At 73.1% G+C, this 19,997-nt stretch carries 19 protein-coding genes and 1 tRNA gene; 8 read left to right on the top strand and 12 right to left on the bottom strand.

Features of this window, described 5'->3' with window-relative positions; genetic code table 11:
• Nucleotides 1–161 precede the first annotated feature (161 nt).
• From galT to galK, 3 genes are read left to right on the top strand one after another with little or no spacing between them, the layout of a single operon-like run.
• Nucleotides 162–1,265 carry a galactose-1-phosphate uridylyltransferase gene (gene galT / locus ABZ861_RS09550; protein WP_361626387.1) on the top strand — a complete coding sequence of 368 codons (1,104 nt, stop codon included), beginning with the start codon at nucleotides 162–164 and terminating at the stop codon, nucleotides 1,263–1,265.
• Nucleotides 1,262–2,230 carry a UDP-glucose 4-epimerase GalE gene (gene galE / locus ABZ861_RS09545; protein ID WP_361626384.1) on the top strand — a complete coding sequence of 323 codons (969 nt, stop codon included), beginning with the start codon at nucleotides 1,262–1,264 and terminating at the stop codon, nucleotides 2,228–2,230. The genes galT and galE overlap by 4 nt, the downstream gene beginning before the upstream one ends.
• The gene (galK, locus tag ABZ861_RS09540) at nucleotides 2,230–3,384 is read left to right on the top strand and encodes a galactokinase (RefSeq protein WP_361626381.1); all 1,155 of its coding nucleotides are present in this window, start codon (nucleotides 2,230–2,232) and stop codon (nucleotides 3,382–3,384) included. Before galE ends, galK begins: the two co-directional genes overlap by 1 nt.
• A gap of 126 nt (nucleotides 3,385–3,510) precedes the next feature.
• Here the strand turns inward: galK and ABZ861_RS09535 are convergent, their stop codons facing one another.
• Nucleotides 3,511–3,954 (bottom strand): GNAT family N-acetyltransferase, encoded by a 444-nt coding sequence (locus tag ABZ861_RS09535; protein WP_361626378.1) that lies wholly within the window; start codon nucleotides 3,952–3,954, stop codon nucleotides 3,511–3,513.
• A gap of 266 nt (nucleotides 3,955–4,220) precedes the next feature.
• Here ABZ861_RS09535 and ABZ861_RS09530 point away from each other — a divergent pair, with 266 nt between their 5' ends.
• Entirely contained in the window at nucleotides 4,221–5,009 is a 789-nt protein-coding gene (locus ABZ861_RS09530; protein ID WP_361626375.1) for a response regulator transcription factor, read from the top strand.
• On the opposite strand, the gene ABZ861_RS09525 is transcribed toward ABZ861_RS09530, so the two are convergent.
• Nucleotides 4,968–5,465, bottom strand: a complete 498-nt coding sequence (locus ABZ861_RS09525; protein ID WP_361626372.1) for a MarR family transcriptional regulator — start codon at nucleotides 5,463–5,465, stop codon at nucleotides 4,968–4,970. The genes ABZ861_RS09530 and ABZ861_RS09525 overlap by 42 nt on opposite strands.
• A 164-nt stretch (nucleotides 5,466–5,629) precedes the next feature.
• On the opposite strand from ABZ861_RS09525, the gene ABZ861_RS09520 reads away from it, so the two are divergent.
• Together ABZ861_RS09520 and ABZ861_RS09515 are read left to right on the top strand one after the other, a co-directional pair.
• Nucleotides 5,630–6,469, top strand: a complete 840-nt coding sequence (locus ABZ861_RS09520; protein WP_361626369.1) for a trans-aconitate 2-methyltransferase — start codon at nucleotides 5,630–5,632, stop codon at nucleotides 6,467–6,469.
• Between the two features lie 3 nt (nucleotides 6,470–6,472).
• Entirely contained in the window at nucleotides 6,473–6,832 is a 360-nt protein-coding gene (locus ABZ861_RS09515; protein WP_361626366.1) for a VOC family protein, read from the top strand.
• Nucleotides 6,833–6,914: 82 nt separating this feature from the next.
• Here the strand turns inward: ABZ861_RS09515 and ABZ861_RS09510 are convergent, their stop codons facing one another.
• Together ABZ861_RS09510 and ABZ861_RS09505 are read right to left on the bottom strand one after the other, a co-directional pair.
• Nucleotides 6,915–7,589: a TetR/AcrR family transcriptional regulator gene (locus tag ABZ861_RS09510; RefSeq protein ID WP_361626363.1), complete on the bottom strand. Its 675-nt coding sequence runs from the start codon at nucleotides 7,587–7,589 to the stop codon at nucleotides 6,915–6,917.
• Nucleotides 7,586–8,596 (bottom strand): acyl-CoA desaturase, encoded by a 1,011-nt coding sequence (locus ABZ861_RS09505; protein WP_361626360.1) that lies wholly within the window; start codon nucleotides 8,594–8,596, stop codon nucleotides 7,586–7,588. The genes ABZ861_RS09510 and ABZ861_RS09505 overlap by 4 nt, the downstream gene beginning before the upstream one ends.
• A 361-nt stretch (nucleotides 8,597–8,957) precedes the next feature.
• Here ABZ861_RS09505 and ppc point away from each other — a divergent pair, with 361 nt between their 5' ends.
• Nucleotides 8,958–11,699 (top strand): phosphoenolpyruvate carboxylase, encoded by a 2,742-nt coding sequence (gene ppc / locus ABZ861_RS09500; protein WP_361626357.1) that lies wholly within the window; start codon nucleotides 8,958–8,960, stop codon nucleotides 11,697–11,699.
• A gap of 169 nt (nucleotides 11,700–11,868) precedes the next feature.
• Here ppc and ABZ861_RS09495 read toward each other — a convergent pair whose 3' ends face one another.
• The 7 genes from ABZ861_RS09495 to ABZ861_RS09465 all read right to left on the bottom strand — a co-directional run bounded on the left by ABZ861_RS09495 (nucleotide 11,869) and on the right by ABZ861_RS09465 (nucleotide 17,663).
• A complete protein-coding gene (locus tag ABZ861_RS09495; protein WP_361626354.1) occupies nucleotides 11,869–12,366 on the bottom strand; it encodes a hypothetical protein in 498 nt (165 codons plus the stop codon).
• A 171-nt stretch (nucleotides 12,367–12,537) separates the two neighbouring features.
• On the bottom strand, nucleotides 12,538–13,140 hold the full coding sequence (gene pth / locus ABZ861_RS09490; protein WP_361626351.1) for an aminoacyl-tRNA hydrolase: 603 nt from the start codon (nucleotides 13,138–13,140) through the stop codon (nucleotides 12,538–12,540).
• A gap of 83 nt (nucleotides 13,141–13,223) precedes the next feature.
• A complete protein-coding gene (locus ABZ861_RS09485; protein WP_361626348.1) occupies nucleotides 13,224–13,829 on the bottom strand; it encodes a 50S ribosomal protein L25/general stress protein Ctc in 606 nt (201 codons plus the stop codon).
• A 219-nt stretch (nucleotides 13,830–14,048) separates the two neighbouring features.
• Nucleotides 14,049–15,023: a ribose-phosphate diphosphokinase gene (locus tag ABZ861_RS09480; protein ID WP_361626345.1), complete on the bottom strand. Its 975-nt coding sequence runs from the start codon at nucleotides 15,021–15,023 to the stop codon at nucleotides 14,049–14,051.
• 132 nt (nucleotides 15,024–15,155) lie between these two features.
• Nucleotides 15,156–16,604 carry a bifunctional UDP-N-acetylglucosamine diphosphorylase/glucosamine-1-phosphate N-acetyltransferase GlmU gene (glmU, locus tag ABZ861_RS09475; protein ID WP_361626342.1) on the bottom strand — a complete coding sequence of 483 codons (1,449 nt, stop codon included), beginning with the start codon at nucleotides 16,602–16,604 and terminating at the stop codon, nucleotides 15,156–15,158.
• Between the two features lie 121 nt (nucleotides 16,605–16,725).
• Nucleotides 16,726–16,796, bottom strand: a tRNA-Gln gene (locus ABZ861_RS09470).
• Nucleotides 16,797–16,802: 6 nt separating this feature from the next.
• The gene (locus ABZ861_RS09465) at nucleotides 16,803–17,663 is read right to left on the bottom strand and encodes a helix-turn-helix domain-containing protein (protein ID WP_361626339.1); all 861 of its coding nucleotides are present in this window, start codon (nucleotides 17,661–17,663) and stop codon (nucleotides 16,803–16,805) included.
• Between the two features lie 165 nt (nucleotides 17,664–17,828).
• On the opposite strand from ABZ861_RS09465, the gene ABZ861_RS09460 reads away from it, so the two are divergent.
• Nucleotides 17,829–19,172: a histidine kinase gene (locus ABZ861_RS09460; RefSeq protein ID WP_361626336.1), complete on the top strand. Its 1,344-nt coding sequence runs from the start codon at nucleotides 17,829–17,831 to the stop codon at nucleotides 19,170–19,172.
• A gap of 268 nt (nucleotides 19,173–19,440) precedes the next feature.
• On the opposite strand, the gene ABZ861_RS09455 is transcribed toward ABZ861_RS09460, so the two are convergent.
• Complete coding sequence (locus ABZ861_RS09455; RefSeq protein WP_361626333.1) at nucleotides 19,441–19,974, bottom strand: SUKH-3 domain-containing protein; 534 nt, start codon at nucleotides 19,972–19,974, stop codon at nucleotides 19,441–19,443.
• Nucleotides 19,975–19,997: the final 23 nt, after the last annotated feature.

Here is a 19,997-nt window from a genome sequence, read left to right as displayed (position 1 = left end):
CGGCCGGGAAACCTATGCCCTGGCGTTAAGAATCTGAACGGTTCCGATCGTCGTCTTTGTTTGATCGTGATGTAGATCACCGATGACGACTTGTGATGTGTTATGTTTAATTATGTTGGGTAATGGAGAACGGCGGACCTGGCATCCAAGGGAGTCCGACAGTGAAGAAGACCTCGACCCGGCTGGCCGACGGTCGTGAGTTGATCTACTACGACCTGCGCGACGACACCGTGCGCGACGCGGCCGACCGCCGTCCGCTGGAGCCGACCGTCACCACGTCGGAGATCCGCCGCGACGAACTGCTCGGCGACGCGGTGGCCGTCGCCTCGCACCGCCAGGGCCGCACCTACCACCCCCCGGCCGACGAGTGCCCCCTGTGCCCGACGCAGGGCGAGCGGCTGACCGAGATCCCGGACTCGTCCTACGACGTGGCCGTCTTCGAGAACCGCTTCCCGTCGCTGGCCGGCGACTCCGGCCGCTGCGAGGTCGTCTGCTTCACCTCCGACCACGACGCGTCCTTCGCCGACCTGACCGAGGAGCAGGCGCGGCTGGTCCTGGAGGCGTGGACCGACCGCACCGCGGAGCTGTCCCACCTGCCCTCCGTCGAGCAGGTCTTCTGCTTCGAGAACCGGGGCGCCGAGATCGGCGTGACCCTGGGCCACCCGCACGGCCAGGTCTATGCCTATCCCTTCACCGCCCCGCGCACCGCGCTGATGCTCCGCTCGCTGGCCGCGCACAAGCAGGCGACCGGCGGGGACAACCTCTTCGACGCCGTGCTGCGCCGCGAACTCGACGGCGAACGGGTCGTGCTGGAGAGCGAGCACTGGGTCGCCTTCGTGCCGTACGCCGCGCACTGGCCCTACGAGGTCCACCTCTACCCCCGCCGCCGCGTCCCCGACCTGCTCGCGCTCGACGAGCCGGCGCGCGCCGAGTTCCCGCGGGTCTACCTGGAGCTGCTGCGGCGCTTCGACCGCATCTTCGACGGCGGGACGGGCGCGAACGGCGCCGACGGGACGGCGGGATCCGAAGGCGGCTCCCCGACGCCGTACATCGCGGCCTGGCACCAGGCCCCGTTCGGCGCGCTGGCGGAGTTCGACGGCGTGGTCCGCGAGGACTACGCCCTGCACCTCGAGCTTTTCACCATCCGCCGCACTTCCGGCAAGCTGAAGTTCCTCGCGGGTTCCGAGTCCGGCATGAACGTGTTCATCAACGACGTGCCGCCGGAGCGCGCGGCCGAGAGACTGCGAGAGGTGGCGAGTTCATGAGCGGGAAGTACCTGGTGACCGGCGGCGCGGGATACGTCGGCAGCGTGGTGGCCCAGCACCTGCTGGAGGCCGGTCACGAGGTCGTGGTGCTCGACGATCTCTCGACGGGGTTCCGCGAGGCCGTGCCGTCGGGCGCCCGCTTCGTCGAGGGCGACGTCCGCGACGCCGCCAAGTGGCTGGACTCCTCCTTCGCCGCCGTGCTGCACTTCGCCGCGTTCTCCCAGGTCGGCGAGTCGGTGGTGAAGCCGGAGAAGTACTGGGACAACAACGTCGGCGGGAGCCTCGCGCTGCTCGGCGCGATGCGCGAGGCCGGCGTGCGCAAGCTGGTCTTCTCCTCCACCGCGGCCGCGTACGGCGAACCGGTGCGCACCCCGATCACCGAGACCGACCCGACCGCGCCGACCTCCCCCTACGGCGCGTCGAAGCTCGCCGTCGACCACATGATCACCGGCGAGGCGGCGGCCCACGGCCTGGGCGCGGTCTCGCTGCGCTACTTCAACGTGGCCGGCGCGTACGGGAGCTGCGGCGAGCGCCACGACCCCGAGTCGCACCTCATCCCCCTGGTCCTCCAGGTCGCCCAGGGCCGCCGGGACGCGATCTCCGTCTACGGCGACGACTACCCGACCCCGGACGGCACCTGCGTACGCGACTACATCCACGTCGCGGACCTGGCCGAGGCCCACCTCCTCGCGCTGGACGCGGCCGTCCCCGGCGAGCACCTGATCTGCAACCTGGGCAACGGCAACGGCTTCTCGGTGCGCGAGGTGATCGAGACCGCCCGGCAGGTCACCGGCCACCCGATCCCCGAGGTCCCCGCAGCGCGCCGGGGAGGCGACCCGGCGGTCCTGGTAGCCTCCGCCGACGCCGCTCGGGCCCGGCTCGGCTGGCAGCCGTCCCGCGCGGACCTCGCGGGCATCGTCGCGGACGCCTGGGAGTTCGCGCAGCACACCGCGAGGGGGAAGTGATGGAGTCACAGCACGTCGCCGAGGTCTTCACGCAGTTGTACGGGAGCGAGCCGGAGGGAGTGTGGGCGGCGCCCGGCCGCGTCAACCTGATCGGCGAGCACACCGACTACAACGACGGCTTCGTGATGCCCTTCGCGCTGCCGCACGTCACGGTCGCCGCGGTGTCCCGCCGCGAGGACGGCGTGCTGCGGCTGCACTCGCAGGACGTGCCGGGCGGCCCCGTCGAACTGCGCGTCGAGGACCTGGCGCCCGGCTCGGACCGCACCTGGACGGCCTACCCCGCGGGCGTGGTGTGGGCGCTGCGCGAGGCCGGCCACGCCCTCGCCGGCGCCGACGTGCACCTGGCCTCCACGGTCCCCTCGGGCGCCGGCCTGTCCTCCTCGGCGGCCCTGGAGGTCGTCGTCGCCCTCGCTCTGAACGACCTGTTCGAACTGGGCCTGCCGGGCTGGCAGTTGGCGCGCCTGTGCCAGCGGGCCGAGAACGTCTACGTCGGCGCTCCCACCGGCATCATGGACCAGACGGCGTCGGCCTGCTGCGAGTCCGGTCACGCGCTGTTCCTCGACACCCGCGACCTGTCGCAGCGTCAGATCCCCTTCGACCTGGCCGACCGCGGGATGCGCCTGCTGGTCGTCGACACCCAGGTCAAGCACGCCCACAGCGACGGCGAGTACGGCAAGCGCCGCGCCGGCTGCGAGCGGGGCGCGGCGCTGCTCGGCGTCGACGCCCTGCGGGACGTGCCGTACGCGGAACTGGACGCGGCGCTGGAGCGGTTGGGCGACGACGAGGAGGCGCGCCGCCTGGTCCGGCACGTCGTCACCGAGGACGAGCGCGTCGAACGCGTCGTGTCCCTGCTGGAGTCGGGCGACCCCCGCGCGATCGGCCCGGTCCTGACCGAGGGCCACGCCTCCCTGCGCGACGACTTCCGCATCTCCTGCCCGGAGTTGGACCTCATCGTCGAGACCGCCCTGGCCGCCGGCGCGCTCGGCGCCCGGATGACGGGCGGCGGCTTCGGCGGCTCGGCGATCGTCCTGGCGGAGGAGGCGGACGTCCCCGCCCTCACCAAGGCGATCGAAGCGGCCTTCGCCGCGGCGGACTTGACGCCCCCGCGCGTCTTCGAAGCGGTCCCGTCCCCGGGCGCCCGCCGCCTGCGCTGACGCGCCGGCGCTGTCGCCCGGGGCGCCGCCCCGGGCGCGGCGCCCGACGCCCGCGCTGACGCGCCCGCACTGTCGTCCGGGCCACCGGACGCGGCGCCCGCACTGTCTCCGGGGGCCGCGCCCGGCTCACCGCAATCGCTTCACCAGCGTGTACTCGGTGACGCCGGGCGGGTAGTCCGGGAGGGCGCAGAGCACCTCGTAGCCGTGGCGGCGGTAGAAGTCCGGGGCCTGGAAGTCCCAGGTCTCCAGGCGGGCGGCGACGCAGTCGCGCTTGTCGCGGGCGGTGCGCTCGGCGCGGGCGAGGAGGCGGGAGCCGAGGCCCGCGCCGCGGTGGCGGGCGTCCACCCACAGGCAGGCGACGTGCAGCCAGCTCGCCCAGGTGTGGCCGACCAGGCCGCCCGCGAGGGCGCTGTCCTCGTCCAGCGCCCAGACGTGCAGCGGGTCCTCGCGGCCGGCCGGGGACGTCCGCAGGGCGGCGAGCACGGGAGAGGCCGCCGTGTTGCTCTCGCGGAGGCGGGAGCGGAGCAGATCGCGGCGCCGCCTGTCGATTCCTGCCTCGATACGGAACATGCGGAACACCCTAAACGCGTCGGCCGATCAGTTGCGCGAAGTGCCTTCCCCGCACGGCCCCCCGCCGTACGCTGAGAAACGGCGGCGGGGGCCCGGCGCCGTTCACAGGGCGAGAAGTCCGGATACGGCGCCCGAAGCGGGGGTAGCAGATCCGCGTGGCGGCGGTCGCGCGGGTGCGGCTGCCGGTTCGGGCGCCGTGCCGGTGCCGGCGGTCCCGGACGACGCGAATCCCCTGCTCCGCCCGGAGCGTGGGGAAGGGGGTTTCAGTGGTGCGTGTCCGCGTTCTGGTCGTCGACGACCACCGCATCTTCGCCGAGTCGCTCGCCGCCGCCCTGGCCGCCGAGCCGGACGTCGAGGTCTCCGCCGCCGGTTCCGGACCGGCGGCGCTGCGCTGCCTGGACCGGGCGGCCGCCGAGGGCCGCCGCTTCGACGTCCTCCTCGTCGACGCCGACCTCGGCGGGAACGTGCCGGGCGGCCGTCCCGCCGTCCCCGTCCAGGAGGGCAACGCGGACGGACTGGTGGACGGCATCTCCCTGGTCGCCGGGGTGCGCGGCGCCCAGCCCGGGGTGCGCACCGTCGTGCTCGCCGGGCGGGACGACCCGCGGCGGGCCGCCCTCGCCCTCCAGGCGGGCGCCTGCGGCTGGGTCGCCAAGGACTGCTCCCTGTCCCGGCTGCTCACCGTCATCCGCGGAGTGCTGCGCGACGAGACCCACCTGCCGCCGGCCCTGCTCACCGGGGTGCTGCGCGAGCTGACCGCCGCGCGCAAGCACCGCACCGAGAGCGAGCGCCTGGTGGAGTCGCTGACCCCGCGCGAGCGGGAGGTGCTGCGCTGCATGGTCGCCGGGCTGGGGCGCAAGGCGGTCGCCGAGCGGCTGTACCTGTCCCCGCACACCGTGCGCACCCACATGCAGAACGTGCTCGGCAAGCTCGGCGTGCACTCCACGCTGGCCGCCGTGGCGCTGGCCCGGCGGGCCGGGGTCGGGCCCGCGGACCTGTCCGGGAGCGCCGCGGAGCTATCCGGGAACGTTGTCGAACGGGGCGGTCAACTGGCGTAGCAGGGCCGCCAGCTCGGCGCGCTGGGCGGAGGACAGCTCGGAAAGGATCGCGCGCTCCTGCTCCAGCAGGCCCGCCAGCGACCGGTCCGCGCGGTCGCGGCCCCCGTCCGTCAGCCGGACCAGCACCCCGCGCCGGTCGCTGGGGTCGGGCAGCCGCTCCACCAGGCCCTTCTTCGTCAGCCGGTCGATGCGGTTGGTCATCGTGCCCGACGTCACCAACGTCTGGGTGAGGAGCTGCCCGGGGGAGAGCTGGTAGGGGGCGCCCGCGCGCCGGAGCGCGGTCAGGACGTCGAACTCCCAGGGCTCCAGGCTGTGCTCGGCGAAGGCCAGACGGCGCGCCCGGTCCAGGTGCCGGGCCAGCCTGCTGACCCGGCTGAGCACTTCCAGTGGTTCCACGTCGAGGTCCGGGCGCTCCCGGCGCCACGCCGCGACCAGCCGATCGACCTCGTCCTCCATGCGATCAGTGTAGTGGTTGTGTCGACATGAAGTCTCTTGACTTTGACAATCTTGACATCGAGATAGTTTTCCCGGTGGGATGAGGCCAGACGCACCGCGGACGCACGACAGACGCGCCGCGGACACCGGGGCGGGAACGACCCGGAGACGCCAAGGAGGCCGCCATGCCCGCAGCAGAGAACGCCGACCCCGCCGGCCGTCCCGTCTGGGACCCCGCCCAGTACCTCCGCCACGCCGGGCACCGCGCCCGGCCCTTCGCCGACCTCCTCGCCCGGGTCCCGGCCCTCCCCACCGACCCGCCCCGCATCGCGGACCTGGGCTGCGGCCCCGGCAACGTCACCGCGCACCTCGCGGACCGCTGGCCCACCGCGCACATCACCGGCTACGACAACGCGCCCGAGATGCTGGACAAGGCCGCAGCCGAGCACGAGGGCCCCACCCCCGGCGGCGGCCGGCTCGACTTCCGCCCCGCCGACGCCCGCACCTGGACGCCGCAGGCGCCGCACGACCTGATCGTCAGCAACGCCGCCCTCCAGTGGGTCCCCGGCCACGCCGCCCGGCTCAGCGACTGGATGGCCGCGCTGAAGCCGGGCGGCGTCCTCGCCTTCCAGGTCCCCGGCAACTTCGCCGCCCCCAGTCACCGCCTGATGCGCTCCCTGGCCGGCTCCGCCCGCTGGCGCGACCGCCTCGCGGACGTGCTGCGCCACGAGGACGCCGTGCTCGCCCCCGAGGCGTACCTGGAGCGGCTGGCCGGACCCGGCCGCACGGCGGACGTGTGGGAGACGACCTACGTGCACCTGCTGGCGGGCGAGGACCCCGTCCTGGACTGGGTGAAGGGCACCGGACTGCGCCCCGTCCTCACCGCGCTCGCCGACGACCCCGGCGCCCGCGAGGCGTTCCTCGCCGAGTACCGCGCCGCGCTGCGCGCCGCCTACCCGGCGGGCCCGCACGGCACCCCGTTCCCCTTCCGCCGCGTCTTCGCGGTGGCCGTGAAGGAGGCGTGAGGCGTGATCACCTCGTTCGACCACGTCCAGCTCGCCGCGCCGCCCGGGTCCGAGGAGCGGCTGCGCGCGTACTACGGCGGCGTCCTCGGCATGGCGGAGGTCCCCAAGCCGCCCGTCCTGGCCGCCCGGGGCGGCTGCTGGTTCCGGGCCGGGGCCGCCGAAGTGCACCTCGGCGCCGAGGAGGGCTTCCGGCCCGCGCGCAAGGCCCACCCGGGCCTGCGGGTGACCGGCATCGAGGCGTACGCCGCCCGGCTGGCCGACCGCGGCGCCCGCGTCGTCTGGGACGACGACCTGCCCGGCTGGCGCCGCTTCTTCTCCGAGGACCCGGTGGGCAACCGGCTGGAGTTCCTGGAGCCCCGCTGACGGGCCGGGGTTCTCGCGTCCCCGCTGACGGGGCCGGGCTCCCGCCCCGCTCACCGGGGCCCGGAAGCGCGGCGGGACGGCCCTACGCCTTGCGGTGCCCGATCAGCCGGGGCTTCTGCTCCAGGCCGTCCAGGCCGTGCCAGGCCAGGTTCACCAGGTGGGCGGCGACCTCCGCCTTCTTCGGGCGGCGCACGTCCAGCCACCACTGGCCGGTCAGGGCGACCATGCCGACCAGGGCCTGGGCGTACAGCGGCGCCAGCTTCGGGTCGAAGCCGCGGGACTTGAACTCGCGGCCGAGGATGTCCTCCACCTGGGTGGCGATGTCGGAGATCAGCGACGCGAAGGACCCCGTGGACTGTGGGATCGGGGAGTCGCGGACCAGGATGCGGAAGCCGTCCGTGTACTCCTCGATGTAGTCCAGCAGCGCGAACGCCGCCTGCTCGCACAGCTCCCGCGGGTGCCCGGCCGTCAGGGAGCCGGTCACCATGTCCAGCAGCCGCCGCATCTCACGGTCCACCACCACCGCGTACAGGCCCTCCTTGCCGCCGAAGTGCTCGTACACCACCGGCTTGGAGACCCCGGCCTTCGCCGCGATCTCCTCCACCGAGGTGCCCTCGAAGCCCTTCGCCGCGAACAGGGTGCGACCGATCTCCAGGAGCTGCTGGCGGCGCTCGGCGCCGGTCATGCGGGTGCGCCGCGCGCGCCGCGGCTTGTCGTCGCTGGGGGTGCTGGAGTCGGTCGCCACGGCGTCCATCATGCCGCCTCGGGGGCCTTCTTCCGGCGGCGGGAGCCGCCCTCGCCGACCGCGCGGCGCGCATCGATGCGCGCGCGGGACGGCCAGCGCACGTCGTACGCCCAGCCGAGCTGCTCGAACCAGCGGATGATCCGCGCCGAGGAGTCGAGCTGCCCGCGCTCCACGCCGTGCCGCGCCGAGGTCGGGTCCGCGTGGTGCAGGTTGTGCCAGGACTCGCCGCAGGACAGGACCGCCAGCCACCACACGTTGCCCGAGCGGTCCCGGGACTTGAAGGGGCGCTTGCCCACCGCGTGGCAGATCGAGTTGATCGACCAGGTCACGTGGTGCAGCAGCGCCACCCGCACGAGTGACCCCCAGAAGAAGGCGGTGAACGCGCCCTGCCACGACATCGTCGCGAGGCCGCCGATGAGCGGCGGCAGCAGCAGGGACACGGCCGTCCACAGCGCGAACTGGCGTGAGATCGCCCGCATCGCCGGGTCCTTGACCAGGTCCGGCGCGTACTTGTCCGGCGGGGTCTGCTCCTCGTCGAACATCCAGCCGATATGGGCCCACCACAGGCCTTTCAGCAGGGCCGGCACCGTCTCGCCGTAGCGCCACGGCGAGTGCGGGTCGCCCTCGTGGTCGGAGAACCGGTGGTGCCTGCGGTGGTCGGCCACCCAGCGCACCAGCGGCCCCTCCACCGCCATCGACCCCGCGACGGCCAGCGCGATCTTCAACGGCCGCTTGGCCTTGAAGGAGCTGTGCGTGAAGTGCCGGTGGAAGCCGACCGTGATGCCGTGGCAGCCGAGGTAGTAGAAGAAGACCAGCAGGCCGAGGTCCAGCCAGCTCACCCCCCAGCCCCACGCCAGCGGCACCGCCGCGATCAGCGCCAGGAACGGGACGGTGATGAACAGCAGCAGCATGATCTGCTCGATCGAACGCTTCTGCTCGCCGCCCAGGGTGGCCGACGGCGCCGAGCCGGCGGCCGCCTCCGGGGCGTCGTCGATGACATCGGAGGAGCGTGTGGTCATGGGCGTCCCCTGTGGGGTCGAGGGTCGGGAGCGGTGCCGGAGGGGGGAGCGGGGAGACCATCGGCTCCCGCGTCTACGGTTGCGTAACCTACGGCGACGTAAGTATGGCAGCGCGCCGCCCGGCGGCAAGAGCCCCTGGCCAGCGCGTCCCCCCCGGCGCCTAGACTTGGGGTGGTCGGACAGCGCGGTCCGCTGAAGAAGATTCCTTCCCGGATGCCCGGCCCGCAAGCGGCGGCCGCCGCCCGGCGCCCGGCATCCGGCAAGGTACCCATCCCAGACGACCCCACCCGTCGCCCGCCGCAGCCCGTCCGGGCGGCCGTCGGCGCGACACACTTCCTGATCACTGCAAGGAGCCGCACCTGTGAGCAGTGCCGACGACCAGACGACGACCAGCAGCGAGCTGCGCGCCGACATCCGCCGACTGGGCGACCTGCTGGGGGAGACCCTGGTCAGGCAGGAAGGCCCCGAGCTTCTCGACCTGGTCGAGAAGGTCCGCCGCCTCACCCGCGAGGACGGCGAGGCCGCCGCCGAACTGCTGCGCGGCGCCGAACTGGACACCGCGGCCAAGCTGGTCCGCGCCTTCTCCACCTACTTCCACCTCGCCAACGTCACCGAGCAGGTGCACCGCGGCCGCGAGCTGCGCGTCCGCCGCGCCGCCGAGGGCGGCCTGATCGCCCGCACCGCCGACCGGCTCAAGGACGCCGACCCCGAGCACCTGCGCGAGAGCGTGCGGAACCTCAACGTCCGCCCGGTGTTCACCGCCCACCCCACCGAGGCAGCCCGCCGCTCCGTCCTCAACAAGCTGCGCCGCATCGCCGCGCTGCTGGAGGCCCCGGTCACCGAGTCCGACCGCCGCCGCCTGGACACCCGGCTGGCCGAGAACATCGACCTGGTGTGGCAGACCGACGAACTGCGGGTGGTCCGCCCCGAGCCAGCCGACGAGGCCCGCAACGCCATCTACTACCTGGACGAACTGCACGCCGACGCCGTCGGCGACGTCCTGGAGGACCTCTCCGCCGAACTGGAGCGCGTCGGCGTCAGGCTGCCCGACGACGCCCGCCCCCTCACCTTCGGCACCTGGATCGGCGGCGACCGCGACGGCAACCCCAACGTCACCCCCGACGTCACCTGGGACGTGCTGATCCTCCAGCACGAGCACGGCATCAACGACGCCCTCGACATGATCGACGAGCTGCGCGGCCTGCTGTCCAACTCCATCCGCTACGCCGGCGCCACCGCGGAGCTGCTCGCCTCCCTCCAGAGGGACCTGGACAACCTGCCGGAGATCAGCCCCCGCTACAAGCGGCTCAACGCCGAGGAGCCCTACCGGCTCAAGGCCACCGCCGTGCGCCAGAAGCTGGTCAACACCAAGGAGCGCCTGGCCCGGGGCGCCCGGCACGAGGACGGCCGGGACTACCTCGGCACCGCCGGGATGCTCGCCGACCTCCGCCTCCTCCAGGACTCGCTGCGCGAGCACCGCGGCGCCCTGCTCGCCGACGGCCGCCTGGCCCGCACCATCCGCACCCTCGCCGCCTTCGGCCTCCAGCTCGCCACCATGGACGTGCGCGAGCACGCCGACGCCCACCACCACGCCCTCGGCCAGCTCTTCGACCGGCTCGGCGAGGAGTCCTGGCGCTACGCCGACATGCCCCGCGAGTACCGCGCCAAGCTGCTCGCCAAGGAACTGCGCTCCCGCCGCCCGCTCGCCCCCGCCCCCGCGCCCGTCGACGCGGCCGGCGCCAAGACCCTCGGCGTCTTCGAGACCGTCAAGCGGGCCCTGGACGCCTTCGGACCCGAGGTCATCGAGTCCTACATCATCTCCATGTGCCAGGGCGCCGACGACGTGTTCGCCGCCGCCGTCCTCGCCCGCGAGGCCGGACTGCTCGACCTGCACGCCGGCTGGGCGAAGATCGGCATCGTGCCGCTCCTGGAGACCACCGACGAGCTGAAGGCGGCCGACGCCATCCTGGAGGACATGCTCTCCGACCCCTCCTACCGGCGCCTGGTCGCGCTGCGCGGAGACGTCCAGGAGGTCATGCTCGGCTACTCCGACTCCTCCAAGTTCGGCGGCATCACCACCAGCCAGTGGGAGATCCACCGCGCCCAGCGCAGGCTGCGCGACGTCGCCCACCGCTACGGCGTGCGGCTGCGCCTCTTCCACGGCCGCGGCGGCACCGTCGGCCGCGGCGGCGGCCCCACCCACAGCGCCATCCTCGCCCAGCCCTGGGGCACCCTGGAGGGCGAGATCAAGGTCACCGAGCAGGGCGAGGTCATCTCCGACAAGTACCTCCTCCCCTCCCTGGCCCGGGAGAACCTGGAGCTGACCGTCGCGGCCACCCTCCAGGCGTCCGCCCTGCACACCGCGCCCCGCCAGTCCGACGAGGCCCTGGCCCGCTGGGACGCCGCCATGGACGTCGTCTCCGACGCCGCGCACGCCGCCTACCGCAAGCTCGTCGAGGACCCCGACCTGCCGACGTACTTCCTCGCCTCCACGCCGGTCGACCAGCTCGCCGACATGCACCTGGGCTCGCGGCCCTCCCGCCGCCCCGGCTCGGGCGTCTCGCTCGACGGACTGCGCGCCATCCCCTGGGTGTTCGGCTGGACCCAGTCCCGGCAGATCGTGCCCGGCTGGTTCGGCGTCGGATCCGGCCTCAAGGCGCTGCGCGAGGCGGGCCTCGGGCTGGACGGGGGCGCCGTGCTCGACGAGATGCACGAGCAGTGGCACTTCTTCCGCAACTTCGTCTCCAACGTGGAGATGACGCTCGCCAAGACCGACCTGCGCATCGCCCGCCACTACGTCGACACCCTCGTCCCCGACCGCCTCCGGCACGTCTTCGACGCCATCGAGGCCGAGCACGCGCTCACCGTCGCCGAGGTGCTGCGCATCACCGGCGAGAAGGAACTCCTGGACGCCCAGCCGGACCTGAAGCAGACCTTCGCCATCCGCGACGCCTACCTCGACCCGATCTCCTACCTCCAGGTCGCCCTGCTCAAGCGGCAGCGCGACGCCGCCGCGGCGCAGGAGGAGCCCGACCCGCTGCTCGGGCGGGCCCTGCTCCTCACCGTCAACGGCGTGGCGGCCGGACTGCGCAACACAGGCTGACCGCCGGCCCCGACGACGAGGGCGCCCCGGGTCCGTGCGACCCGGGGCGCCCTCGCGCGAGACGCCTCACTGCGCCGCTCACTGCGCTGCCTCATCGCGCCGCGTCACTGGGCCGCCTCACCGGGCTGCCTCACTGCGCCGCATCATTGGGCCGTCTCATTGGGCCGCGTCATTGGGCCAGAAACGCCGCCGTCAGCAGCGCGGTCCCCGCCCCCGCCATGAGCCACGCGGTCCGGGTCAGCCGCAGCCCGCCCGCCGCCAGCACCGAGGCCAGCAGCAGCGCACCGCCGAGCGGCGCCCACGCGTACAGCACCCCGGCCGGACCCGACCGCAGCACCTCGTCGGTGCCCGGCTTCACCACGACGTCGTAACTGCGGCCCTGGCGCACCGTCGCCGCCCGCGCGAGCATCACCTCGGGGCGGGCCGCCGAGCCGGGCGAGCGCGGCCGGTACGGCCCGCTGCACGCGCCGCCCGCGCACCGCGTCACCACCATCGTCCCGCGCTCGCGGCCCTTGGTCAGCATCACGTACGGCGCGCTGCTCCAGGACGCCCACACCCCCGCGATCAGGACGAGCGCGAGCACCGCGCCCGACGCCGCCGCCCGCCCGAACCGCAGCGCGGCGCGCGGGCGCCGACGGGGACGAGAGGCGGACGGAGCGGCGTGCATGGCGGGGATCATTGGCCATACCCCCACGCCCGGTCAACTCTGTGCCCGTCCGACTCCGGGCCCGGTCGGCTCCATGCCCGGCTGACTCCGGGGCCGGCCGGCCCCGTGCCCGGTCGGCTCCAGGCCCGGCCGACCCCGGGGCCCGGCGACCCGCGGCCGCCCGACGGCACGTCAGGAGTTGTACGTGCTCTGCGCCCGCTCCAGCCCGTCCGCCACCAGACACTCCACCGCGTCCGCCGCCCGGTCGGTGAAATAGTCCAGCTCCTTGCGCTCCGCCGACGAGAAGTCCTTCAGCACGAAGTCCGCCACCTGCATCCGCCCCGGCGGCCGCCCGATCCCGAACCGCACCCGGTGGTAGTCGGCGCCCATCGCCTTCGTCATCGACTTCAGACCGTTGTGCCCGTTGTCCCCGCCGCCCAGCTTCAGCCGCAGCGCGCCGTAGTCGACGTCCAGCTCGTCGTGCACGGCCACGATGTTCGCCGCCGGCGCCTTGTAGAACTCCCGCAGCGCGTTCACCGGGCCGCCCGACAGGTTCATGTACGACATCGGCTTCACCAGCACCACCCGGCGGCTGTCCGGCCCCGGCGGGCCGATGCGCCCCTCCACGACCTGCGCCTGCGCCTTGCCGGCCCGCTTGAACCGGCCCCCGATGCGTGCGGCCAGCAGATCCACCGTCATGAACCCGACGTTGTGCCGGTTCATGGCGTACTCCGGTCCGGGATTGCCCAGGCCGACGATCAGCCAAGGCGCCCGCGCGTCCGTGCTCACGTCCATCTCTCCTTGATACGCGCCGGCCGCCGCCCCCGTGCCACAAGCGCGGGAGGCGGCGGCCGGCGACCGCGACGACGAGCCGGGGATCAGGCCTCGACGGTCTCTTCGCCCTCGGTCTCCTCGGTCTCCTCGTCCTCCGGCAGCTCCTCGACCTGCGCGGCCAGCACCTGGAGGACGACCGCGTCCTCGTCGACGGCCAGCGACACGCCGCTCGGCAGCGCGATGTCCTTGGCGTGCACCGAGGCGCCCGCCTCCAGACCCTCCACGGACACGGTCACCTGCTCCGGGATGTGCGTGGCCTCGGCCTCGACCGGCAGCGCGGGCAGGACGTGCTCCAGCAGGTTGCCGCCCGGGGCCAGCTCGCCCTCGGCGTGCACGGGCACCTCGACGTTGACCTTCTCGCCGCGCTTGACCAGCAGCAGGTCGACGTGCTCCAGGAAGCCCTTCAGCGGGTCGCGCTGCACGGACTTCGGGATCGCCAGCTCGTTGGTCTCGCCGTCGATGGCCAGAGCGATCAGGACGTTCGGCGTGCGCAGCGCCATCAGCAGGTCGTGGCCCGGCAGCGTCAGGTGCACCGGCTGCGAACCGTGCCCGTACAGCACGCCGGGAACCTTGTCCTCACGGCGGATGCGGCGCGCGGCGCCCTTGCCGAACTCGGTGCGGGTCGCGGCGGTGATCTTGACCTCGGACATGCTCGTCACTCCTCGTAGAAGTAGGGGATGCGGTCACCCGGCCACACGAACGGCCTGCTACGAAGAGCGCGTCGATTACGGACCGCCGTATCCGTCCGCAGACGGCCACGGCCTCCCTCGCCGAGCAACTGGAGCAGTGTACTCGGAAGGGGAGGCCGCTCCCAAAACGATCTCCACCGGCCGGGAGGAGCGCCGCGCGGCGCCCTGCCCGCGCGGCGCCTACTGCTCGTCGAAGAGGCTCGTCACCGAGCCGTCCTCGAACACCTCGCGCACCGCGCTCGCGATGGTCGGCGCGATCGACAGCACCGTGATCTTGTCCAGCTCCAGCTCGCTCGCCGTCGGCAGCGAGTTGGTGAACACGAACTCGCTCACCCTCGAGTTCTTCAGCCGGTCGGTCGCCTGACCCGACAGCACGCCGTGCGTCGCCGTCACGATCACGTCCTCCGCGCCGTGCGCGAACAGGGCGTCCGCCGCCGCGCAGATCGTGCCGCCCGTGTCGATCATGTCGTCCACGAGCACGCAGATGCGGCCCTTCACGTCGCCGACGACCTCGTGCACCGTGACCTGGTTCGCCACGTCCTTGTCCCGGCGCTTGTGCACGATCGCCAGCGGCGCGCCGAGCCGGTCGCACCAGCGGTCCGCCACCCGCACCCGGCCGGCGTCCGGCGAGACCACCGTCAGCTTGGCGCGGTCCACCTTGCCGCCCACGTAGTCCGCCAGCAGCGGCAGCGCGAACAGGTGGTCCACCGGACCGTCGAAGAAGCCCTGGATCTGGTCCGTGTGCAGGTCCACCGCGAGGATGCGGTCCGCGCCGGCCGTCTTCATCAGGTCCGCCACCAGGCGCGCCGAGATGGGCTCGCGGCCGCGGTGCTTCTTATCCTGACGCGCGTAACCGTAGAACGGCACGATGACCGTGATGGAACGGGCGGACGCGCGCTTCAACGCGTCGATCATGATCAACTGCTCCATGATCCACTTGTTGATCGGAGCGGTGTGGCTCTGGATCAGGAAGCAGTCCGCGCCGCGGGCCGACTCCTGGTAGCGCACGTAGATCTCGCCGTTCGCGAAGTCGAACGCCTTCGTCGGAACGACCCCTACACCCAGCTCGTGGGCGATTTGCTCGGCAAGCACGGGGTGGGCGCGGCCGGAGAAGAACATCATCTTCTTCTCGCCGGTCGTCTTGATCCCGGTCACAGCAGTGTCTCCTCGGAGGGGATGCGGGGCTGGAGGCCGAGACGGTCTCGGCACCGTGCGGGGTGCGTCTCGGCTGGTGGGGGTGCGGGTGCTCCTCTCACGGTACGCCGTGTTCGGAGCGTCCGTTTCCGCTCAGCCCTCGTCCGCGGGCCCCTCGGGCGCCGCCTCGGCCGCCTTCGCCGCCGCGCTCCCCGGCCGCTTGCGGGCCACCCAGCCCTCGATATTGCGCTGCTGACCGCGGGCCACGGCCAGCGAACCGGGCGGCACGTCCTTCGTGATCACCGAGCCCGCCGCGGTGTAGGCGCCGTCCCCGATCGTGACGGGCGCCACAAACATGTTGTCCGAACCGGTGCGGCAGTGCGATCCCACCGTCGTGTGGTGCTTGTCCTGCCCGTCGTAGTTCACGAACACGCTCGCGGCGCCGATGTTCGTGTACTCGCCGATCGTCGCGTCGCCCACGTACGACAGGTGCGGGACCTTCGTCCCCTCGCCGATCCGGGCGTTCTTCGTCTCGACGTACGTGCCCACCTTCGACTTCAGCCCCAGCCGCGTGCCCGGCCGCAGATACGCGTACGGACCCACCGACGCCTCCGGACCCACCACGGCGCCGTCCGACACCGTGTTGTCCACCCGCGCCCCCGCACCGACCCGCGTGTCCGTCAGCCGGCTGTTCGGGCCCACCACGCTGCCCTCGCCCAGATGCGTCGAGCCGTGAAGCTGCGTGCCCGGCAGCACGGTCACGTCCTGCTCGAACGTCACCGTCGCGTCCACCCACGTCGTCGCCGGGTCCACCACCGTCACCCCGGCCAGCATCGCGGCCTCCAGCAGCCGGTCGTTCAGCGTCCGCCGGGCCTCGGCGAGCTGCACCCGGTTGTTGATCCCCGCGATCTCCCGGTGGTCGGCCGCCACGCACGCCCCCACCCGGTGCCCGGCCTCGCGCAGGATCCCCAGCACGTCGGTGAGGTACTCCTCGCCCTGGCTGTTGTCCGTGCGCACCTGCCCCAACGCCTCGGCCAGCAGCCGCCCGTCGAACGCAAACACCCCGGAGTTGATCTCCCGGATCGCCCGCTGCTCGTCGGTGGCGTCCTTGTGCTCCACGATCGCGGTCACCGCGCCGCCGGCGCCGTCGCGCACGATCCGGCCGTAGCCGGTCGCGTCCGGGACCTCGGCGGTCAGCACGGTCACGGCGTTGCCGTCCTCGCCGTGCGCGGCGGCGAGCCGGGCCAGCGTCCCGCCGGTGAGCAGCGGAGTGTCCCCGCACACGACGACCACGGTCCCGTCCACGGGGCCGCCCAGCTCCTCCAGGCCCATCCGAACGGCGTGCCCGGTGCCCTTCTGCTTCTCCTGCACGGCGGTACGGGCGCCCGGGTCGGCCTGCGCGAGGTGCTCGGTCACCCGCTCCCGCGCGTGCCCGACCACGACCACGAGATCCTCGGGCTCCAACTCGCGTGCGGCGGCCAGCACATGACCGACCAGGGAACGACCGCAGATGTCGTGCAGGACCTTCGGTGTGGCCGACTTCATACGGGTGCCCTCACCCGCTGCGAGAACGACTACGGCTGCCGGGCGATTGGCGCTCACGGGATGCCCTTCGGCTGTGGAGTGCTGGACGTCCGCAGGATACCGGGGGGCGGTTGGGCCAACGCGGCCGGAGAGGACGAAGGGTCCTGACCCGGTGGGGGTCAGGACCCGAACCTGAATGCTCCCGGGGGAGGACTCGAACCCCCATGATCAGAACCAAAATCTGACGTCTTACCCTTAGACGACCCGGGATTACCGCTATGTCCGATTTGTGAGATCAGTAGCGGGTGCAGCTCCTACTATGCCGTACCACCAGCCCTCGATGCGACGGTGCAGGTCGGCGCTTTGGAGAACGGCGACTCTAAGGCACCCGTAGTACCGCTCTCCGGTGTTCGTTCGGTTGGTCTTGGGGTTGTGCCTCTTGAGGCTCGTCTTGAGCAACGAGTCGACCTCGATGTCGACTTGGGCCGCCCAAAAGGACTCGGCCCTAGCGATGTCCGCCGACTCGTGAATGGTGACCGAGAAGCGGCGACGGTCGGGGGACACGCCGAGCAAGTCAAGCCAGAGCAGGAAGAGTTTGATCATGTTCGGGTCGCTGTTCACGAAGATGACGCGCCGGTGTGCTCCTGCCTTGGCCTTTGCTCCCTCGGACCAGTAGAGCCCCACGCCCACCAAGAACAGCTCGCGCGAAGCGAGGGGGCCGATCTCGGCGTAGGCCGCGTCGCCCAGTGCTTCTCGTGCCGCAGCGCGGTTCTCGGCGGCGCGCTTCGTCCCGCGTCGCGCTGCTGTCGTGTCGGGTCGGGAGCGTTCCGGGGAGGGCAGATCTCGCACCCAGAGTGAGATGGAGCTCTTTGAGCAGCCCAGCTCTTCCCGGATCTGGGTATACGTCCACCCCTGCTCGCGCAACGCTCGCGCCCTGTCGCGCATGGCGTCCTTGGCGCGCGGTCGCTTCGTCCAGGCTGGAGGCGGCTCGCCTTCCATGAGGCGCTGAAGCGTCCCCTTGTCGTGCACTTGCAGTTCGTCGCGGATCTGCCGAAGGCTGGACCCGCTTCGCCGCAGCGCCACCGCCTGTTCGCGCAAGCCCTCGAAATCGGCGTATTTGCCGCTCAGATGTTCCATGTGCTCACTGTTCGGGCGGAAGATCGTATTCCGCAGTCGAACGAAAGATGTTCACCAGTTCGAGGGATGTCGAGTAACTTGGCCACCTCTCGATCACGGAGTGTGATTGACGTGTGCGCTCAAAACTCCCCGGAGGGCCACGGCGTGCGCCCGTAGGCTGGGCGTATGACCAAGACGGGGGAAGAGCGCGCCGGGGGGCTGGCCGGGCCCTGGTGGTGGGTGCGGTGGCGGAGCGCCGCGTTCGACGGGGGGCTGGCGCTGGCGTCCGCGGCGGAGTGCGCGGCCGAGGGGGCGCCGTTCGCGCGGGACGCCGGGCTGCCGGTGTGGGCCGGGGTGGCGTTCGGGGCGCTGGCGGGGGCCGTGCTGCTGCTGCGCCGGCGGTGGCCGGTCGCCGTGGTGCTGGTGGCGATCGCCGTCACGCCCGCCGAGATGGGCTTCCTGATGGGCATCGTCGGGCTGTACACCCTGGCCGCGTGCGAGCTGCCGCGCCGGGTCATCGCCGCGCTGGCGGGGATGTCCTTCCTCGGCACGATGATCGTGACGTTCGTGCGGGTGCGGCAGGACGTGGCGCGGGGGGATCTCTCCCTGGGGGACTGGTTCGTGCCGTTCGCCGCCGTGACCACCTCGCTGGGCCTGACGGCGCCTCCGCTGCTCCTCGGCCTGTACGCGGGGGCCCGGCGGCGGCTGATGGAGTCGCTGCGGGAGCGGGCGGACAGCCTGGAGCGGGAGTTGCAGTTGCTCGCGGAGCGGGCGGAGGAGCGGGCCGAGTGGGCGCGCGCCGAGGAGCGGACGCGGATCGCCCGGGAGATGCACGACGTGGTGGCGCACCGGGTGAGTCTGATGGTGGTGCACGCCGCCGCGTTGCAGGCCGTGGCGCGCAAGGACCCGGAGAAGGCGGTGCGCAACGCGGCGCTGGTGGGGGACATGGGGCGGCAGGCGCTGACCGAGCTGCGGGAGATGCTCGGCGTGCTGCGCAGCGGCGGCGAGGCGGGGCGGGAGCGCCGGGAGCGGGCGTCCGTGCCCGCGGCCGCGGCGGCGCCGCTGGTCGCGGTGCGGGCCGCCGCGGCCGTCGCGACCTCCCGCGCGGCCGGCGCGGCGGCCCACGGGGACGGGCCGCGGCTGGAGGAGTTGGAGGAGCTGGTCGGGCAGTCGGCGGCCGCGGGCATGGTCGTGGAGCTGTCGGTGGAGGGGGAGGCGCGGTCGTACGGCCATGAGATCGAGCAGACCGCCTATCGCGTGGTGCAGGAGGCGCTGACAAACGTGCACAAGCACGCGGCGGGGGCGAAGACGCACGTGCGGCTCGCGCACCGGGCGGCGGAGATCGCGATGCAGGTGGAGAACGAGCCGCCGGCGGAGCCGGCCTCCGCGTCGGCGGCGCGGCTGCCGTCCGGCGGCAACGGCCTGCTCGGGATGAGGGAGCGGGTGACGGCGCTGGGCGGCGCGTTCGTCTCGGGGCCGACGGACGCGGGCGGTTTCCGGGTGTCGGCGGTGATCCCGGCGTCCGCGTGAGGGGCGCGGGGCGGGGACGGGGCGCGGGGGCGCTTCCGGCGGCGGCTGCGGGGGAGTCCCAGGCCAGTTGCAGGCCCTGTTCGCTCCTTCACCTCCTTCGCGCCGGGTCAGCGGGCGCGTTCGGTGCGGTGTGCGTCGCACAGCGGAGGGTCACCCGCGTACGGGACGTGCTCGGGTGATCTGACGACGCCGCCGAGGCGCCGTATCGGACGCCGCCCGCCCGGAGGGAAGGGCGGGCGCGGCCTGGCGCGGCCGGTGTGCCGAGGGGTCAGCCCGCGGTGAGGCGGACGGGGGCTGTGCCGCTGAGGAGCGTGGTCAGGGCCTGGTCGACGTCCGCGCCGAGGTACCAGTCGCCGGTGTGGTCGAGGGCGTAGACGCGGCCCTCGGCGTCGACGGCCAGCAGGGACAGGCCGTCGGCCTCGGCGCCGAGCGGGCAGACGTCGCTGCCGAGGGCGCGGCCGAGGTCGCCGAGCGTGCGGGCCATGTGCAGGCCGTGCAGCGGGTCGAGGTCGAGGGCCGCGGGGGCGACCTGGCGGCCGGGGCCGCCGGGGGCGACGCGCAGTCCGCCGAACTCGGCCCACGCCTCGACGGCCGCGGGGAACACGCTGTGCCGGTGCCCGGCCGGGGAGGCGTGGTCGCGCAGGGCGTCGGCCCAGAACTCGGCCTGCCGTATGTCCCAGCGTCCGGGCTGCCAGCCGGCCGCGCGCAGGGCGGCCTCGACGGGCGCGGGGAAGCGGGACGGGGGCGCCGCCTGGCCGTGGGGAGCGGCGGGCCGGGGGAGGGGGCTGCGGTCGGCGTGCATCGGCTCTTCGTTCGTCGGGGCGG

Origin of the sequence: Streptomyces sp. NPDC046985 (assembly GCF_040644415.1) — a bacterium.
In the GTDB taxonomy this organism is placed as follows: Bacteria; Actinomycetota; Actinomycetes; order Streptomycetales; family Streptomycetaceae; genus Streptomyces.
The sequence above is the reverse complement of the archived record's forward strand: the minus strand, read 5'-3'. Positions and strand labels throughout refer to the sequence as shown.

Coding starts and splice junctions, on each gene's coding strand:
- ABZ861_RS09505 (WP_361626360.1), bottom strand. CDS start 8,596: ATGACCACACGCTCCTCCGATGTCATCGACGACGCCCCGGAGGCGGCC.
- ABZ861_RS09465 (WP_361626339.1), bottom strand. CDS start 17,663: ATGGAACATCTGAGCGGCAAATACGCCGATTTCGAGGGCTTGCGCGAA.
- ABZ861_RS09495 (WP_361626354.1), bottom strand. CDS start 12,366: ATGCACGCCGCTCCGTCCGCCTCTCGTCCCCGTCGGCGCCCGCGCGCC.
- pth (WP_361626351.1), bottom strand. CDS start 13,140: ATGGACGTGAGCACGGACGCGCGGGCGCCTTGGCTGATCGTCGGCCTG.
- galE (WP_361626384.1), top strand. CDS start 1,262: ATGAGCGGGAAGTACCTGGTGACCGGCGGCGCGGGATACGTCGGCAGC.
- ABZ861_RS09455 (WP_361626333.1), bottom strand. CDS start 19,974: ATGCACGCCGACCGCAGCCCCCTCCCCCGGCCCGCCGCTCCCCACGGC.
- ABZ861_RS09520 (WP_361626369.1), top strand. CDS start 5,630: ATGCCCGCAGCAGAGAACGCCGACCCCGCCGGCCGTCCCGTCTGGGAC.
- ABZ861_RS09510 (WP_361626363.1), bottom strand. CDS start 7,589: ATGATGGACGCCGTGGCGACCGACTCCAGCACCCCCAGCGACGACAAG.
- galK (WP_361626381.1), top strand. CDS start 2,230: ATGGAGTCACAGCACGTCGCCGAGGTCTTCACGCAGTTGTACGGGAGC.
- ABZ861_RS09460 (WP_361626336.1), top strand. CDS start 17,829: ATGACCAAGACGGGGGAAGAGCGCGCCGGGGGGCTGGCCGGGCCCTGG.
- ABZ861_RS09535 (WP_361626378.1), bottom strand. CDS start 3,954: ATGTTCCGTATCGAGGCAGGAATCGACAGGCGGCGCCGCGATCTGCTC.
- ABZ861_RS09485 (WP_361626348.1), bottom strand. CDS start 13,829: ATGTCCGAGGTCAAGATCACCGCCGCGACCCGCACCGAGTTCGGCAAG.
- ABZ861_RS09525 (WP_361626372.1), bottom strand. CDS start 5,465: ATGGAGGACGAGGTCGATCGGCTGGTCGCGGCGTGGCGCCGGGAGCGC.